General features: G+C 47.5%; 14 protein-coding genes and 1 tRNA gene. 12 read left to right on the forward strand and 3 right to left on the reverse strand.

Features of this window, described 5'->3' with window-relative positions; translation table 11 throughout:
• Positions 1 to 221 precede the first annotated feature (221 nt).
• The 8 genes from QT973_RS09365 to QT973_RS09400 all read left to right on the forward strand — a co-directional run bounded on the left by QT973_RS09365 (position 222) and on the right by QT973_RS09400 (position 6872).
• Positions 222 to 914 carry a hypothetical protein gene (locus tag QT973_RS09365; RefSeq protein WP_333272040.1) on the forward strand — a complete coding sequence of 231 codons (693 nt, stop codon included), beginning with the start codon at positions 222 to 224 and terminating at the stop codon, positions 912 to 914.
• The gene (locus tag QT973_RS09370; RefSeq protein ID WP_333055847.1) at positions 911 to 1420 is read left to right on the forward strand and encodes a hypothetical protein; all 510 of its coding nucleotides are present in this window, start codon (positions 911 to 913) and stop codon (positions 1418 to 1420) included. The genes QT973_RS09365 and QT973_RS09370 overlap by 4 nt, the downstream gene beginning before the upstream one ends.
• The gene (locus QT973_RS09375) at positions 1420 to 1641 is read left to right on the forward strand and encodes a hypothetical protein (RefSeq protein ID WP_333055848.1); all 222 of its coding nucleotides are present in this window, start codon (positions 1420 to 1422) and stop codon (positions 1639 to 1641) included. Before QT973_RS09370 ends, QT973_RS09375 begins: the two co-directional genes overlap by 1 nt.
• Positions 1641 to 1904, forward strand: a complete 264-nt coding sequence (locus QT973_RS09380) for a hypothetical protein (protein WP_333055849.1) — start codon at positions 1641 to 1643, stop codon at positions 1902 to 1904. The genes QT973_RS09375 and QT973_RS09380 overlap by 1 nt, the downstream gene beginning before the upstream one ends.
• On the forward strand, positions 1895 to 2476 hold the full coding sequence (locus QT973_RS09385; protein WP_333055851.1) for a hypothetical protein: 582 nt from the start codon (positions 1895 to 1897) through the stop codon (positions 2474 to 2476). Before QT973_RS09380 ends, QT973_RS09385 begins: the two co-directional genes overlap by 10 nt.
• A gap of 610 nt (positions 2477 to 3086) precedes the next feature.
• Positions 3087 to 6101, forward strand: coding sequence for a DUF5906 domain-containing protein (locus QT973_RS09390; RefSeq protein WP_333055852.1), 3015 nt, complete (start codon positions 3087 to 3089; stop codon positions 6099 to 6101).
• A gap of 139 nt (positions 6102 to 6240) precedes the next feature.
• Positions 6241 to 6561, forward strand: coding sequence for a hypothetical protein (locus QT973_RS09395; protein WP_333055853.1), 321 nt, complete (start codon positions 6241 to 6243; stop codon positions 6559 to 6561).
• A gap of 32 nt (positions 6562 to 6593) precedes the next feature.
• The gene (locus tag QT973_RS09400) at positions 6594 to 6872 is read left to right on the forward strand and encodes a flagellar alpha dynein (protein ID WP_333055854.1); all 279 of its coding nucleotides are present in this window, start codon (positions 6594 to 6596) and stop codon (positions 6870 to 6872) included.
• Between the two features lie 83 nt (positions 6873 to 6955).
• On the opposite strand, the gene QT973_RS09405 is transcribed toward QT973_RS09400, so the two are convergent.
• Positions 6956 to 7029: transfer RNA gene (locus tag QT973_RS09405), tRNA-Arg, on the reverse strand.
• Positions 7030 to 8373: 1344 nt separating this feature from the next.
• Between QT973_RS09405 and QT973_RS09410 the strand changes: the two genes are divergently transcribed.
• The 3 genes from QT973_RS09410 to QT973_RS09420 all read left to right on the forward strand — a co-directional run bounded on the left by QT973_RS09410 (position 8374) and on the right by QT973_RS09420 (position 11806).
• Positions 8374 to 9048: an Npun_F0813 family protein gene (locus QT973_RS09410; RefSeq protein WP_333055855.1), complete on the forward strand. Its 675-nt coding sequence runs from the start codon at positions 8374 to 8376 to the stop codon at positions 9046 to 9048.
• A gap of 558 nt (positions 9049 to 9606) precedes the next feature.
• Positions 9607 to 10677: a hypothetical protein gene (locus tag QT973_RS09415; RefSeq protein WP_333055856.1), complete on the forward strand. Its 1071-nt coding sequence runs from the start codon at positions 9607 to 9609 to the stop codon at positions 10675 to 10677.
• Between the two features lie 154 nt (positions 10678 to 10831).
• Entirely contained in the window at positions 10832 to 11806 is a 975-nt protein-coding gene (locus QT973_RS09420) for a hypothetical protein (protein ID WP_333233020.1), read from the forward strand.
• A 14-nt stretch (positions 11807 to 11820) separates the two neighbouring features.
• On the opposite strand, the gene QT973_RS09425 is transcribed toward QT973_RS09420, so the two are convergent.
• Together QT973_RS09425 and QT973_RS09430 are read right to left on the reverse strand one after the other, a co-directional pair.
• Positions 11821 to 12096: a LapA family protein gene (locus QT973_RS09425; protein ID WP_333055858.1), complete on the reverse strand. Its 276-nt coding sequence runs from the start codon at positions 12094 to 12096 to the stop codon at positions 11821 to 11823.
• Positions 12097 to 12589: 493 nt separating this feature from the next.
• Complete coding sequence (locus QT973_RS09430) at positions 12590 to 14023, reverse strand: phosphoglucomutase/phosphomannomutase family protein (RefSeq protein WP_333264204.1); 1434 nt, start codon at positions 14021 to 14023, stop codon at positions 12590 to 12592.
• A gap of 1017 nt (positions 14024 to 15040) precedes the next feature.
• On the opposite strand from QT973_RS09430, the gene QT973_RS09435 reads away from it, so the two are divergent.
• The gene (locus tag QT973_RS09435) at positions 15041 to 15382 is read left to right on the forward strand and encodes a hypothetical protein (protein WP_333391210.1); all 342 of its coding nucleotides are present in this window, start codon (positions 15041 to 15043) and stop codon (positions 15380 to 15382) included.
• The last annotated feature ends 69 nt before the right edge of the window (positions 15383 to 15451 follow it).

The following is a 15451-nucleotide window of genomic DNA, read 5'->3' on the forward strand; positions in this document are numbered from 1 at the left end:
AAACTTTACACTTCCTGTGTTGACAAGGAGGTGGAAGTCTGCAATCGTGAGTAACTAAGGAAGATTGATGCGCGGTTGACGAGCACTTGCAATGCTAGCCAAACCACGACTTCCCCAAACGTTCAGGTACAACGGTTGGAGCCGATAAATTATGACATTTTTAGACGGTTGTCTTTGCGGACGATCGCAACTCTTAATGATTGAGTTGACGGGGTTTTGCCATGACTAAACCTACCGTCAGCTACCGTCGCATTGACCAATTAAGGGCGATCGCCTATGACCGTGGCTTCTCCAATGAAGACGCCAGACAGTTCGGGAAGCTTAGCAAAACTGCTACATGGGAAGCGCTGCTAGAACTGTACCTCGTTGACGGTGAATCACTTGACACAGTGAATGTAGACAGTGTAGACGCAGTGCTAGACATACCACTAGACACAGTTCTAGAAAGTGTAGACACAGTACCTGAACTGCTTGACACAGCGACTGTAGACAGTGTAGACACAGTGTCTGAACTGCTTGACACAGTACCCGAAGCTATACAAACAGTCGCAAGTAGTCGCAAGCAGTTCGACTGTTTGTATACCTTAGCTAGATCACTTGACACAGGTGAAACTGTCGCAAGCAGTCGCAAGCAGTCCGACTGTTTGTATACCTCGGCTAAACCACTAGACACAGTGCTAGACACTGTAGACACCCTAGATTGGACTAACGACGGTTCGTTCCCCGTGTGCGGTTTCACTCGCCAGACTTCCACCAGCTTTTTAGACTGGGTTGACCTTGGGCAACTCATCGCACTCATACTCGCATCGACGGGAGTGTTTGTGCTGGCAATGTCTATGTGGCGTCAAATCAATCCCCTGAATTTATTTCCCTCTCCTGTTCGCATCAACATTCAAATTGGGACAAAACTATGAGCTTACAACTACGCCTTTTTGGCGGCAATTCTGATGCTGGAAAACTCACTGCCAGCAACGACGGCGGACACGCAATCGACAAATCAAAAGTTCTAGCAAGCACCGACGCAAGTGTCATCACACCGCTAAATCCTGGTAACTTTTCCAGCATCCGTAGTGTTCCAGTTGTGCCAGCACCGCGCTACTTCACCAAAGAAGAAGCGGACGCAATGAAGGATTTAGCTAAGGAGAAAACAGACGGCGCAAAACAGTCTAAACGTGCCTATGAAGCGCTGGCAAAAGTTGAAGAAGCCGATGCCAAAGTTCACCGCCATCACCGCAAATATGAAGGTGTTGTGGCTGATAATGAACTGGGTAAAAAACGCTCAGACACTCGACTGGCTAAGCACTTGCACAGCTTGCGCCCTGGTTATGCCCGACTGGGTTTAGGGATTGATAAAGCTGACAGCGATGCCCGCACTCGGATTGATGCAATCAAAGCCAAGCTCACCGGAGGTGCAAGCTAATGGAATATATGTGGATTGCTGGCAACAAAAAAGAAGTGAAAAAATTAGTAGAAGCTTTACGAGCTAACGGATTCACGTTCGAGCTTTCCCACTATGCGGAAATCTCAAATTCCCCTTTTGGTGTTGACCGATATTCCTACACCCTGAAAGATTTCCGTCCCCCCGCCGTAGCGACTCCCCAGCCTCGCCCGTGGGATGCAGTGCTAGGAGGTAAGAAATAATGAAAGCGATGTATCTGGCAAATTACTTCGTTGCCGGATGCGTCGCTTTCTCCCTTCTGGGATGGATAGCGAGTCTGCATCCAATGGCAATGAAAGCGGTTTTATTCTTGTTAACAGCAATAGCGATTGCTTGGGGGCTAAGTTGGTTGCTTGACTACTCCCTGAGTAAATTGCTCAAGGTTTCAGTGGCTGACTTACAGGCTGTTTTAATCGGCGGTTTAGCGATGCTGCTGATTGGTTTGGGGGTATTTCTATGCAGCTAAAACTGTTCGTTTTAAGCGCGTCCTCTGTAGTTCTTTGGCTGACTCCACTAGCAGCACTAGACAAAAAGCTAGACACTCACAAAGCGCTGCAAGGTGTTAGTTTGTGTGCTGCGATTGCTTGTGCAGTATCGGCGGGTAATATCGCCCGCAAACTGTCCGAACAAGGGGAGATTGAGGCAATTAAAGAGCGGGCAATCACTGCCGATGTGGTGGATGAAATCAGCACCAGCGTATACATTTCTCAGAAACAAAGACAACAGGAAGCAGAACAAATTCTGGCAACAAACGAACGAACCGACGAACAAGAGGCAGAACTCGATTCGATAAGAGAATCACTAGAACTGTTACTGAATAAGACTTCTGGCGATTCGGGCGAACTCGCAGTAGTGAATTTATCCACTAGACAGCGCGAACAAATCGAACTGATTCTGCAATGTCACGCGAAGGGCATCACCGGCAAGAATAAAATCCTTAAAGAAGTTTGGGGAGTGTCAGCCGGCAGTAGTCAATCCTACCGGGACGCGAAGGCTGAGTATGAATTCTTGCTCCCATTCGTCAAGGGTGACGAGTAACGTGAGCCGGGAGGGGGCTGGCTTATGGCCTGCCTCTCGACCGCAGAATCTCACCGAAATGCTCCGTAATGTTTCCCAAACCTATTAGGTGTATTTTGCCACTGCGAAACCTATCAGGTTTCGTGACATTTTGCCAAGTTTCTCCGTCAGCCAGTGAACCTCAAGCCGACTACATCTATAATGGGTTCCAATGAATATCCGACAGCTTCTCAAATTCAAGGAAAACAGGCTCGAATGGCGTCGCCATTGGAAAGCTTTTTTTTGCTGGGTTGCTAAGCACTGGGGGTATCGGGTGAGCGCGGTTTACAAAGGGCGGACGAACAAGTGGGTCAGCTTTAATGTTTGCAGGGATTTAAGAAAGCAATTAACGCTCTTGGCTCAACTGTTGAAAGCTTTGACACCCATCTCTAGATTTTGCAATGGCTTAATATCTGTGTCGCGCACTGACAACTTAATCGCACCCCTAGTCAACTAGCGGGGCGGTACCACCTGTTTTAAATTTTCAACAAATTCTAGACACCAAAAAACCGCTGCTATCAATTGGTACCTGACTCGCAACGGTTTTGAGGATTCATCCACATTCAACTCGCCGTAGGGGCGAGCAAAATTTATGTACGACAATTCTACTCCAGATAACGAGCAAACTTCAAGCACCCCCAAAAAGTTTGATATCCGCGAGCATCTCGACAAACTGGAACCAGGTAAAGCCAAAAATTACTATATTTGCCCTGTTTGCGAGGGCCACAGTTTAGGGATTAACTCCAAGAACGGCAAGTACCAGTGCTGGACAAGCGCTTGCTCAACCGCTGATATTCGGGAAGCTATCCGGCCACTGGCTGAATTTTTAGCAGAGTGCAAAGAGGACAAGCCCGCGCCACAGGCACAGAAGCCAAAAACCAGAAAGAAGGAATACCTACCCGTACCAGTTCCGATCGGCGCGAAACTTCTGAGATTACCTGCACCCGGAAAGCCACCTCGCACCGAACAACCCAAATACGTTCCCAAAGGCGTTCCCGACAGTGCCACACAGATTACCTACGCCTACAGCGACACTCAAAAGGTTTTGCGGTTTGATTGGCCCGATGTAAGCAAACCAAAAGGACGTGACAAAACCTGCCGCCAAATTCACATCGACCCCAGTGGTAAGGAAGTCTGGAGCAAGGGTGATGCTCGCTGGCCAGCATATCGGATTGATGAAGTTATCGAACTACTAGAAGCACTACCAGACGGTGAACCCGTTCTCGTTCCGATACTTGAAGGGGAAGACAATGTAGACCGTGCGAGGGGTATCGGCATTGCAGGGCTAACTATGCAAGGTTCCAATTGGAGCCATCCCGAAATTCAGATAATGCTCGAAACTCTGCAAGCGACAGGCAAAAACGTCAGTGTTGCAGTGTTGCGCGATAACGATGACGCAGGTATCAAGAAGGGTCAAGAAGTTTGGCTGGTTGCCCGTCACATCCAGTTCCCTTGTGTGGTTGTTGACCCGCGTGTCATCTACCCAGATATTCCAGATGCGGGAGACATCCGAGAAATCTTGGAAGCCATAGACAGCGAGGAATTCATCCGGCTGGTAGAGGAAGCAGTCAATAACGCTGCAACGGAATTAACTCCTAATATTTCTTTAACTCCTCACCCGCGCACGCGAGAAGAAGTAGTATGCCAGAAGTATGACAGTAGTATAAACGACTACATCCCAGACACAGCGCCGACTGCACTGCAAAACTTCGTACAGAAGGCAGAGGCTGCACTTTACTCAGGCGGTCACTGGAAATCTATTGGAGGTCAGCTTTATCACTATGTCGGCAGTCACTACGAATTGCGATCGGAGTCCGAGGAAAAGCGCCGTATCGGTGACTGGCTCAATACCTACGCGGAAAAGGTAAAGGGTGTTTGGGTTAACAACCGAGCCAAGTCTAGTAACGTCGCTGAGGTTCTCAACTGGGTTGTGAATCGGAATGCGGTTGACCCAAACAAGATAAATCCTGACGGTTTGAACTGCTCTAACGGGGTAGTGAGGATTAATCCTGATGGCTCCCACTCACTTGTGCCACATGACCCTAACCAGGTCTATACCTACGTCGGGAGCAAGTATGACCCTGATGTTGATAGCGCCGATTGCGATCGCCTTTTAGAGTGTCTTGAGCCAGCACAGCGCGAGATATTCCTGCGGACTGCTGCTGCTGCGTTGAATTTGAAGCTGGTACGGTCAAAGTTGACGGGCAAGGGAGTCAAAGGTTTGTTGTGCTACGGCGAGGGGTCTAACGGCAAGGATACGCTGCGAGCTGTGTTGGCCGCTGTCTTTGGGCGGGGGATGACCGGGAAGTCGCTGTCAGATTTCAAGGCTTACGACGGTGGACGTAAATTTGCACTGGCTACCATTGAGGGCGGTGTCTGTAATTGGGCTTCTGAGAATGCTTCAAATGTGAGTCTTGACGCTCTCCAAAGTCTTAAGCAGTTCATCACAGGCGACCCGATCGATATTGAACGCAAGGGTAAGGACAGCTATGAGTACAAGCCGACAGCTATCTTTTTGGCTAACTGCAATAAGCTACCGTCCATCACTGGGGGGACGGCTGCTATTGATGACCGCTACGGCATCTTGAGCTTTAGGAAAACTTACAAGCGTGGCGCTGTCGCGTCTCAGGGTGAGTTAGAAGCTGACCCGCGTTTTAAGGATGACCCAGACTTTATTCTGGAGCGGATTGCGCCGGCGATGCTCAACAAGATGTTGGAGCGGATGCCGCTGTTGTTGGCTGAGGGTATTGACTACAAGGCGACCCGTGAGGCGATGCGGGAAGCTCAAGAGGAAAGTCGGCACTTGTGGCAGTTTGCCCGCGAGGTTGGACTGGAATTTAACCCAGAGGGCAAGGTCTACATTGGAGACCTTTATAAAATCTTGGAGGACTGGTATCTGGAGAATGGGTGGTTGACTATTGACGACTCTGGTAAAAAAACTAAAAAGTCATGGGAAGCTGAATCGCCCTATGACTCACCAGTGAAGAAGTCTCAGGATTTGTATTTGCGCTTGCGGGAATTATTCCCCAAGATTGAGCGGCGCGTTGATACTCAAGAGCGTTACGGTCACAAATTTATTTTTGGCTTGAAACTTGTAAATTCATCGCAAGTATCGCAAGGTTCTTGCATAGAGCCAGTTTCATGGCAAGGTTCATCGCAAGGTGCAAGGCAAGTGACTTGCGATGGCACTTGCGATGAAACCCTTGTACAGAAACAACCTTGCTATCCTTGCGATGAATCTTCACCTTTTACAGAATTTTTGCAATGGTTCTCAAATCAGCCACAAAGCGAGCGCGAGAAAATGGTCAAAATACTCACTCAATCTCCGCAAGCTCAGCCCCCATTAAAACCGGAGTCAGAGCCTGCAGTGACATCAGTACCTGAAGTTATCAGCCCAGAGGACGCAGAAAAAATGCGAGACATTGCACTAATCTGGTGGCCAGAGTACCGTTCTGAACATTTACAAGCCCTGCTTACTCAAATGTTCGGATGGAATACTCCGGGACGGAAATACAGCGCTGCTACTATCACTGACTGGTTGGAGGGAGAAGACGAGTTAGTCCGCGATCGAATTGCTGAACTCATCCGTCTCCAAGGAAAAATTTAGCCACTGCCTGACAACTAACGACTGAATCCCATCCCCCTTAATTGGGGGATTTTCGTGTCTACAAGTTTTGTCTACAAATTGTTGACAGTGTAGACAGTTGTCAGTTAGTGTAGACAAATACTGTATACATGTGTCTACAATGAGTCAAAGTCAAGTCGTATCGTTTAGGGCTTCTGGTCACTTCCTGAACTGGATAGAAGCTCAGAAGCTAGACAGTGAGTCGCTTAGTCAAACTGCACAACGCATTCTCAAGGAAGTCTCAGGCACGTCTACAGCGCTGTCTACTTTGTCTACACCTATAGTGTCTACACTGTCTACGGATTTGTCTACACGAAGTAATGATAGCGTCGCGTCTACAGAAATTGTAGACACTGTAGACAAGGTTGTAGCCGATCGCCTTGACACCGTGATGGAGCGGATGGCCGCCATTGAGGAACGGCTGGGAAAATTGAGTGCCTGAGTGACGGCAACGATGAATCACTCAGGCAGGAATTGAAAGCGGCCAACAAGCAGCTTGCAGAATGGGATAAGGAACTGAATGAGTTACACGAGCGCAACGGCGATTTAGGACTGAAGGTGCAGATGTTGGAGCAAGAACTCAAGGAAGTGCAGCGCGATCGGCAAGCAAATAAAAACTCGGCTCCGACCGTCGCAGAATTTCCAGAGCCGGCCGACCTGCTTAACAAGTTGAAGACCAGACGCAAAAAGTCCGGCGCAAACTTGGCAGATATGGAGGCAGTTTTGGACATACTCAGCTACTTAGAAGAGTAGGACTGAGCTAAAGATGAGCGGAAAACCAGACTCTCGGTAGCTTAGTCAACCTGAAACCCTTGCTACGCAAAAGGATTACCTAACGGGTACGGCAGGACTTGAACCTGCGGCTCGCTGCTTAGAAGGCAGCTACTCTATCCAACTGAGTTACGCACCCAACTCAAAAATCGCTAACAAGATTATTGTATCGGTGCAGTGTGCGATCGAGCAAGTAAATTATTTGATGACTTACGCAGAAACCGCTTTTATCTAGAAAAATATAGCTTGCAGCGCGATGGTTAGGGAAAAAAACCAAGATGATGAGAGTGCCTTTGCCTTCAAGACTGTATCTGACAAAAGCTGGAGGGACTCACCTGCAAACAGCCCAATTGGAAATTTACAATCAAAACTAGGTAGGACTTGATACTCCCCACTGAGGAATCAGGGGGATTGTTGAATAAGACCACAAAGGGACTTTCAAAGGCGTTATCAATGCGCCTCTACCCACTCAGCATGGACGAATCCAAGCTTTGCGTATACTTTTGGCTTTTTTCGGCTTTCGGAGTCCATCACTTATGCCAGATAGGTACGCTCCACATTTTGATATTTTTTGTCAGTTAAATAGGCTGACTGCTCAAATGCAGTAGTGGCTTACTGTGCCGGAATCTCACCGAAACTAAAATGTTTCAACACGTAGATGGTTATTCTTAATCGCTGCACTTATCATATCATTGCGACTCAAGTTGCGATCATTCCACGGCGACGGTCGTCGCAGCCGCTTTCCTCCCCATGTCGGTAGCCCGGGGCTTCTCCCTCGTTTTTTGGTGAACTCGGGTAAAGTATTTAGAGGTCGAGTTGAAACCCCAATATTTGGTCGATCGCATATCTCCCCAAATTAAGACGGAACTCAGACAGCAAAAGAGTCACAGGTGCTTTTTCCCAGATGTCTATTGGTTATGTTAACATCCCGTAGTGGCAAAGCCTAAAACGCTGACCACATTACCGAAAAACCAGAGATCGTCCCCTGATTTGAGGTATGAGTTGAGCCAGAATGACTAATTTGCTGATATTGAGTTATGTTGGCTAACATTCTGCTCGACTTGATATTTGATAAAAATGTGGTAGAACTAGGATTGAAAGACTCAGGTGAAAATCCCTGATGGTACGGAGCCTCTATATAAGCTTCCTCTACGGCATCAAAGCAAAACAGTCAATCGCCTGCTCGGCACGAGCGCGAAAATCAAGCGTTGCCAGTACAGCAGTCGTAAATTGTGCGCGGGGGATTTTCCTTCGTGCATTGATTTATACGCCAAGGCTGAGAGACAATCTCAGCTTAGATAATTGTTAGCATTTGTTAGCAAAAAAGTATCGGAACGCTTGAGGAGAGCACCATCTCTGGGTGATCGGGAGCAATCCTGCTAATTTAAGTGGACTCGCTGAATCAAGAATCCCTTCGCCTTTAGGCATCGGGAGTGTCAAAAGCACAGCACCTCGGCCATGACAGGAGTCAAATCGCAGTGTCATGTTTATTCTGAAACGGCAGGATGTTGAAATAACCAATTTTCAACACCCAAAACGGGATCAACAAATTCCCATTCTCAATTATCAGGGGCAGACTTTTCGCCTGATCAGCGCCTTCAACGGCAAGCAAGCAGAAGACGCCAGAGCCTTGTGGCGGGACTTAACCGACAACCGAGGCAAAGCCTGTGTTCTGCTAGAAGAGCCGGATAGATATAGCGTCTGGGGAAAAGTCCGTTTAGATCAGCTTGCCGGTGAAGAACCGGCAGGGAATGAAGCAGCCAAAGCACCACTGTTCGCGCAGGCTTGTCTGCTGCTCCTCCAAGCGGTTTACTTCGATGTAGAAGACCTCTTAGGCGCAAGGCAAGCCACATCGTTTCAGAAAGATATCGCCAAGGTATTTCAGCAGGGAAACTTCCCCCAGGCAGACTCCCCTGATGCGATAAAAAACTGGCTAACCGTTAGTCCCTTGCAAAATCACAAGGTGCCTCCTTGGCAAGAGCAGCATCTCAAGACCTTATTGCAAGAACTCCACCGCTTGGGCAAATCATATTTTGGCAATACGGACTTCGCGGAGGGAGTGAGCGATGTGCTGCAAGATATGCCAGCACCGGATCGGACTCAGTTTCTAGATTGGCTGAAACAATCAGCCCTCAACAAGTTGTGGATCGCAGGATAGAAAATCTGTGACAATTGCTCAGACAATTGGGTCGAGATAATGGATCTTAGATAATTGCACTGTAGGGGGTACGCGATATACAGGTTGGATGGCCAACTTGTATTGACCAACCAAATTGTTGATTCGGTTTGGATGCCACCTATGGTCTGGCAATTTAACTAAGTTTCGATCGCATTCCCCACCTAGAATCATTGATATGAGTAGGGGAATGGGAAAGCAAAAAAACAGATACCTCAACCTTTGAGGGTATAATTTCAGAGATAGATTTGGTACTGTAAAAACCTTAAGGGTGGAGACATCTACCGTATGTCTATCATTATATTTCCGGGTACAAGATCGACTAACAACTAATTTATTGAATTAGTAAATAGATATTATTCTTGCTTAGTCTTTCTATAGTGTACGAGGGCAAAAGCCCCGACGACACACTGAGGACGCCAGTTATCCCGGAAGCGTCTGATCGAGGTTTTTTAAGGTTTTTGGCGAAAGAATCCTCATCTCCAATCAAAGATTGAGATGGGGTGCGTTCAACCGCTAGTTAGGTCTCGTGGAATCCCTATGAGTAGCACTTCAGAAAAGTCATCTACATCTTCATCTTTACTGTCAGCTCAGACCCTAGTGATTGTGGGCATTGTCTGGGCTGTCATGGCGCTGCTGTTCTTTTTGCTGTTCAGCGTCCCCCTCTCAGCAGAAGAGGGTTTACCTCTGTGGTACTCGATCGGCACTTATATTTTTGAATGCGGAGCATACTTGGGAGCGGCTTTAGTCTGTTTTAGAAACTGGCAAAGCCCGCACATGGTCAGCGGGCGCAACGTCTGGCTGGGCATTGGTCTGGGGATGCTGTTCTATTTTATCGGCGGTGTGCTATTTGGCATTTGGGAACTGTATTTCGAGGCCGACCCGGACGTGTCCCCCGCAGATGCCTTTTATCTGGGCAGCTATGTGGTACTGATTGGGGGCATGGTGATCGCTGTGACTTCCAAACGGCTGAATCTAGAAATTTGGCAGTGGGCTTTGTTAGCGGGAATTGCAGCCTTCGGGATTGCTGTAGCTATCTGGGTTGCTGCACCTGAGTCTTGGAGGCTACAGCTAGGAATGTCTCCAGCAGCCACCCAGGAAGTAGTGACAGGCTCTGCGCCAGCGCCAGGAGCAAAAGGGGCTGGTTTAGAAAATTCGTCCAACTCAATGGTAAAAGGAACAGCCGCGACTGCTGCTAAATCCGCACCCGAAGAAGAAGAAGAAGAAGAAGAAGCAGCAGAACAAAGTAAAACTCCCGCATGGGTAATAGCACTTGACAAGCAACTGTCGCCTTACGCCTATGCAATCAATTTGTTTTACATCGTTGGAGACGTTTTTCTGCTGATTATTGCTACTGCATTGCTGCTGGCGTTTTGGGGAGGACGTTTTTCTCAATCTTGGAGAATGATTGCGGCTGCAACTTTTTCGCTTTACATCGCAGATATGTACTTTAAATGGCGGGATACTCAGGCTGAGGGTAGTTATCAAAGCGGAAGTTTGCTGGAAGTCTTTTTTGTTTTCAGCGCCATCCTGTTCGGAATTGGAGCTATCTTGGAACATGACATCTCAACCCGTTCTCGCCAGAGCAGGCGCAGTCGTCGCGCAGCCTAGCGATTTGAGATTGGGGTTGCTTTGGCAAGCGATGGGGACGCGAAAGCTTTTTTGCCATTGTCAGCATCTCTGAGCTTGAAATCGAAAAGGAAAAATCACAGTTCGCTGACTGCTCGCCTGCGTCTTTTCACGTCTTTTTGCTGGAAAACTTGGCATGACGCCTACAAAACTCTCCGATTCAGACAAACGCGAACTCATCAGGCTGTACCGACAGTCCAACGAGAATACTATCACTCTGGCAAAGCGCTACGGAGTGAGCAGTTCGACTGTGAGGCGCATCATTCAGGGGGCTTTGTCGGAGCCGGAATACGAATTTCTAGTGCAGCAAAAACAAAAGCGTTTGTCCGATCATCGCACAAGTGTTTCTGAACCGACAGAGGCGACTACTGAGTCATCGGCAGATGGCGAAATCGATCCTGTAGCTGTTCCCCTGTCGGAGTCAGCCCCCCTCCAGCAGTCAGCCTCAAATTCGAGACCGACGATCAGAAAGCGTTCTGAATCAGTCCCTGAACCAGTTGCAGAATTGGATGTTTCTGATGTGCCAGATGTCCCAGCAGCCAATTTTGCCGATCGAAGCCACCGCGCTGTTGTGACTGGTGAACTAAAGGCAATGCTGCCAGCAGAAGGGCTGCTGGCAGGTGAAGACTTTAGCGATTTCGAGGATGAGGATGATGAGGATGATGAAGACGATTTAGATGACGACTTCGACGAAGATGTAGAGGATGAGGACTCTCTGTCTGAAGGCAGTCTCCTGGGTTCATTATCGTCGGGGGAGTCGCTCCTCTTCGAGGGCTTCGCTAACGAGCTTCGGGGTACAGGACTAATTCAAGTTTTGCCTTTAAGCGAAGCATCTTTGCCCAAAATTTGTTATTTGGTGGTCGATCGGGCGGCAGAGTTAATCACCAGGCCTCTAAAAGCTTTTGGCGAACTGGGTCAAATTCCGGCAGCGGAAATTCGCGAGAAAACCCTGGCAGTGTTTGACAATCACCGAGTGGCCCGCCGATTTGCTACTCGCAATCAAAGGGTTTTCAAGATTCCTGACAGCAGTATTCTGCAAAAAGCAGCGCCTTATTTGCGAGCTAAGGGAATTACTCGGTTGCTGATTGACGGTCAGGTATATTCCCTGTAAGGGATCAAATATATTTAATATTGTACGGTGTCAGATTCTTCTGGAGTGGCCGGAAATTTAGGACGCGAGTTTTGGGAATCTGAAAGGTTCCACAGCGGTTGCAGTAGCGCACCTCCGATCAGTCCTGCACTCAGGCTCATTGCCAATACTACTCCTACGGGCATTTGTATCGATTGAAAAAAGATAAAGTTTAAGGATACTGGGGCGGCATTTTGCACTGAAATAATGCCGATCGCGCTGACTAAAATTGCTACTAAAAAACTAATGGCGAGCAGAGGAATTGTTTTCATAAACCGGTTGACAGGCTAGTAATTTAACTTGTATAATTGTTTTATAATCGGAATATGTGTGAAAATTTTATTTTTGCAAACACCCCATTATTTAATAATATACAATTTTATCTGGATAAAAGTCAAGTAGATTCGGAAAAAATTTAGGAATTTTTTAAATTAATTAAAAATTAAAAATAAATAGATAAATTTACAAATCCCCAACTTTAACAAATCCCAGTGTATTGCAAATATATACAGCGGATTCCAGGTTTATAAAGTACACCCCAGAAACCGGGTTTCTTCTGGATTTCTCGCCAGAAACCGGTTTTATTCAAGAAACCCGGTTTCTCTGTACTTCACTTACCTGGAAAGTGCTGTAACTGGCCCAGCAGTATCGATGATTAATGTTCAGAGGCTTTGCCAGAGTTATCAAAAATAGGTAAGGTGCGCTTCGGCGCACCTCACAATCCCAAGCACTAGGGGAAAAACCCCCGTTGGAATAGGTAGAAAGTTAAACAGGTTCTAACTGGGCAATTACCTTTTCCATGTGTTGGGCAACTTGGCTTTCTTTTTCCACAGAATTGGTTTCCATGTAAACGCGCATCAAGGGTTCAGTTCCCGAAGGCCGCAGCAGTACCCAGCCACCGTCTTCAAGATAAAGTTTAATCCCGTCTTTGCGGCCGATTTCCTTAACGCGGATACCTGCTACTTCTGTGGGGGGATTCTTGGTAAAAGAGTCCAAAACGGCTGCTTTGTGGGCTTCTTCTAGGTGCAAGTCCAAACGTTTGTTGTACAGGGGGCCGTTGGCTTCTTTAATGGCTTCTTCGACTAGCTGAGAAAGCGGTTTGCCTTCATAGGCGATCGCCTCAGCAACTAGCATATCAGCCAAAATCCCGTCTTTTTCGGGAATGTGACCCAAAACGCTCAAACCGCCAGACTCTTCGCCACCGATGAGCACCGCAGTTTCGCGCATTTTTTCGCCGATGTATTTAAAACCGACTGCGGTTTCGTAGATTGTTAAACCGTACTTGGCGGCTAAATTGTCCAGTAAATGAGTAGTTGCGACTGTACGGACGATCGCCCCAGTCAAGCCTTTATTCTTAACCAAGTGACGCGCCAGCAGCAACAGCACGGTGTTTGGAGTCAAGACATTTCCCAACTCGTCAACAATACCAAAGCGATCGCTGTCGCCATCGGTAGCCAAACCCAAATCCGCCGAATCCTTCTTAACAGCTTCCACCAACTCGACTAACTGTTCCCCCTTGGGTTCGGGCATTCCGCCCCCAAACAGCACGTCGCGGTAGGTATGAAAACTTTCGACATCGCAGCCGCAGTGTTCCAAAACGCCGTCGAGATAGCCGCGAGAAGTCGAGTAGAGAGCGTCGTACTTCACCTTCAACTTAGCAGAGCGAATCCGCTCCACATCGATCAAAGTATAAAGAAACTTCAGATATTCGGGTTTCGGGTCAAAACTGGAGATTTTATCGTTGTGGCTGCCTTTAGCTGGGGCATCAGAAGCACCAGCAATATTTGCCACAATTGTATCAGTAATTTCCGGGGTAGCCGGGCCCGCGTAGTCGGGGATGTATTTGATGCCGCAGTAAGGTGCGGGATTGTGCGAAGCCGTGAACATCAGGGCCCCTGCGGAGTTGAGATGCTTGGCGCTGTAGGCGATGACTGGTGTGGGGCAATCTCGATCGACCACTTTCACTGTCCATCCCAAATCTGCCAATACTTCCGCCGAAGTGCGGGCGAACTCGTCTGCCAGAAAGCGGGTATCGTAGGAGACTAGAACTGGGCGGTCTTTGGTGTAAGCGGTTTCTAGGTAACTGGCGATCGCCCGGGTGACTTTTCGCACGTTGGCAAAAGTAAAGTCATGGGCAATCAGTCCTCGCCACCCATCGGTTCCGAACTTAATTTCTGTTGAATTGCTGCTAGCGCTCATTTTATCCACTTCCTCTCGTCCTACTAATCCTACCCGAAGCCATAGCCTTAAAGACGTACTGGCCGTGCTGTTTGTGAGGATCGATCGCCCGTGGGGCCCGCATCAACCTAATCCTCTCGTTGTCGGGACAGGCTTGGGCCTCCGACAGAGGACTCGAACCCGCCGGATTTGGCAAAATGCGCGGGCTACCGGGCGAGTCACTCGCTAATTCTGGTTTTGAAGGGTAGGTGGTCGATCGAATGGACGACGATCAATTGCGGGCGATTCCCTACGGGATAGCTTCGCTTCACGGGGAAGCTAAGGATCGCGAATTAAATAATTTACACTCTTGAAAGTGGGTTGGGCACTCTTAGCCCGTCCAGAAAGGGCGGGCTAAGAGTGCCCATCCCACAAGAACCATCACGCATTCTAAGTTATTTAATTCTCATTCCTAAACAACGGATCACAAAAAACTGCCCTGGCAATGGCATTAACTAAATGCACATAAATCTGATTCTCATCTCAAATTTAATTTTTTATTTAGAAAAGCCGATTGTTAAAATTGTCAGGGTTTCATAACAATCGTCAGGCTCACAATACATTTCTAATTCAGCTATAGAAATAAATTAACCAAAGTCACCCTTAGAGCGTGCTGTAGCTTAGCTTGTTTAATAGATTAGGGCGATCGACCAAAGCGCTCCAAAACCAACATCAAGTATTTCAAGCAGCAGTTTTTTTGAGGTAGACTTGACTTTAATTATCCGATTTTAAGACAAATTAAATTTATTTGCAGCCCTCTTTATAGGTCAAAAAAATCACTTAGTATCGCGATCACAGGGTGATGGTGATCGATCACACAATAAATAACGTTATTAACGTGCAACTTATAAAAGATGCAGGCAGTCGAGCCAAATGGCTTATAGCTTTAAGCGTAATGGCTGATGACGGTCAGCGTACAAATGCAGAAAATTGTAGTTAACAACGTTAAAAATTAGGGGAATCGATCGGGTGCGACTTAATAAAAAAACGAGGTTTATCATGACGGGTATTTCACAAATATCTTCAAAATCTTTACCAGCAGCCGACCAATTTCAACAGGGCGCAAGTCAGGCGTCCCAATGTATTACCGAACTGGACATTGACCAACTCCCAAAAGCTAAATGTGTCAGCGTTTCTTCCTTCGCAGTTAGCTGGGCAAAAAAATATTACAGTACAGTGGCGACAAGAGAGAACCAAGCGCCACGCCAAATTCTCCCAAGCCTAGATTTAACTAATTTTGAGGGCAATAGAGCCCCCATAGTTGACAAATTGACAGATACCCTGAAATTAGCCAGCGAGATAGCTTGGAGTAGAGTAGAAGCTCTTTTAGAGACAGGGTAAACGCATCTAAATTAAGTTGACAGAAAATCATATTTGTGCATGATTTGTTTTTTATAAAACAATTCTTAA

It is taken from the genome of Microcoleus sp. Z1_A1 (assembly GCF_036700305.1).
Classification (GTDB): Bacteria; Cyanobacteriota; Cyanobacteriia; order Cyanobacteriales; family Microcoleaceae; genus Microcoleus.

Bases quoted from the DNA above. Each gene is read 5' to 3' on its own strand.
- QT973_RS09415 (WP_333055856.1), top strand. From the start codon at position 9,607: ATGAGTAGCACTTCAGAAAAGTCATCTACATCTTCATCTTTACTGTCA.
- QT973_RS09375 (WP_333055848.1), top strand. From the start codon at position 1,420: ATGGAATATATGTGGATTGCTGGCAACAAAAAAGAAGTGAAAAAATTA.
- QT973_RS09435 (WP_333391210.1), top strand. From the start codon at position 15,041: ATGACGGGTATTTCACAAATATCTTCAAAATCTTTACCAGCAGCCGAC.
- QT973_RS09370 (WP_333055847.1), top strand. From the start codon at position 911: ATGAGCTTACAACTACGCCTTTTTGGCGGCAATTCTGATGCTGGAAAA.
- QT973_RS09385 (WP_333055851.1), top strand. From the start codon at position 1,895: ATGCAGCTAAAACTGTTCGTTTTAAGCGCGTCCTCTGTAGTTCTTTGG.
- QT973_RS09365 (WP_333272040.1), top strand. From the start codon at position 222: ATGACTAAACCTACCGTCAGCTACCGTCGCATTGACCAATTAAGGGCG.
- QT973_RS09380 (WP_333055849.1), top strand. From the start codon at position 1,641: ATGAAAGCGATGTATCTGGCAAATTACTTCGTTGCCGGATGCGTCGCT.
- QT973_RS09430 (WP_333264204.1), bottom strand. From the start codon at position 14,023: ATGAGCGCTAGCAGCAATTCAACAGAAATTAAGTTCGGAACCGATGGG.
- QT973_RS09395 (WP_333055853.1), top strand. From the start codon at position 6,241: ATGAGTCAAAGTCAAGTCGTATCGTTTAGGGCTTCTGGTCACTTCCTG.
- QT973_RS09420 (WP_333233020.1), top strand. From the start codon at position 10,832: ATGACGCCTACAAAACTCTCCGATTCAGACAAACGCGAACTCATCAGG.
- QT973_RS09410 (WP_333055855.1), top strand. From the start codon at position 8,374: ATGTTTATTCTGAAACGGCAGGATGTTGAAATAACCAATTTTCAACAC.
- QT973_RS09425 (WP_333055858.1), bottom strand. From the start codon at position 12,096: ATGAAAACAATTCCTCTGCTCGCCATTAGTTTTTTAGTAGCAATTTTA.
- QT973_RS09390 (WP_333055852.1), top strand. From the start codon at position 3,087: ATGTACGACAATTCTACTCCAGATAACGAGCAAACTTCAAGCACCCCC.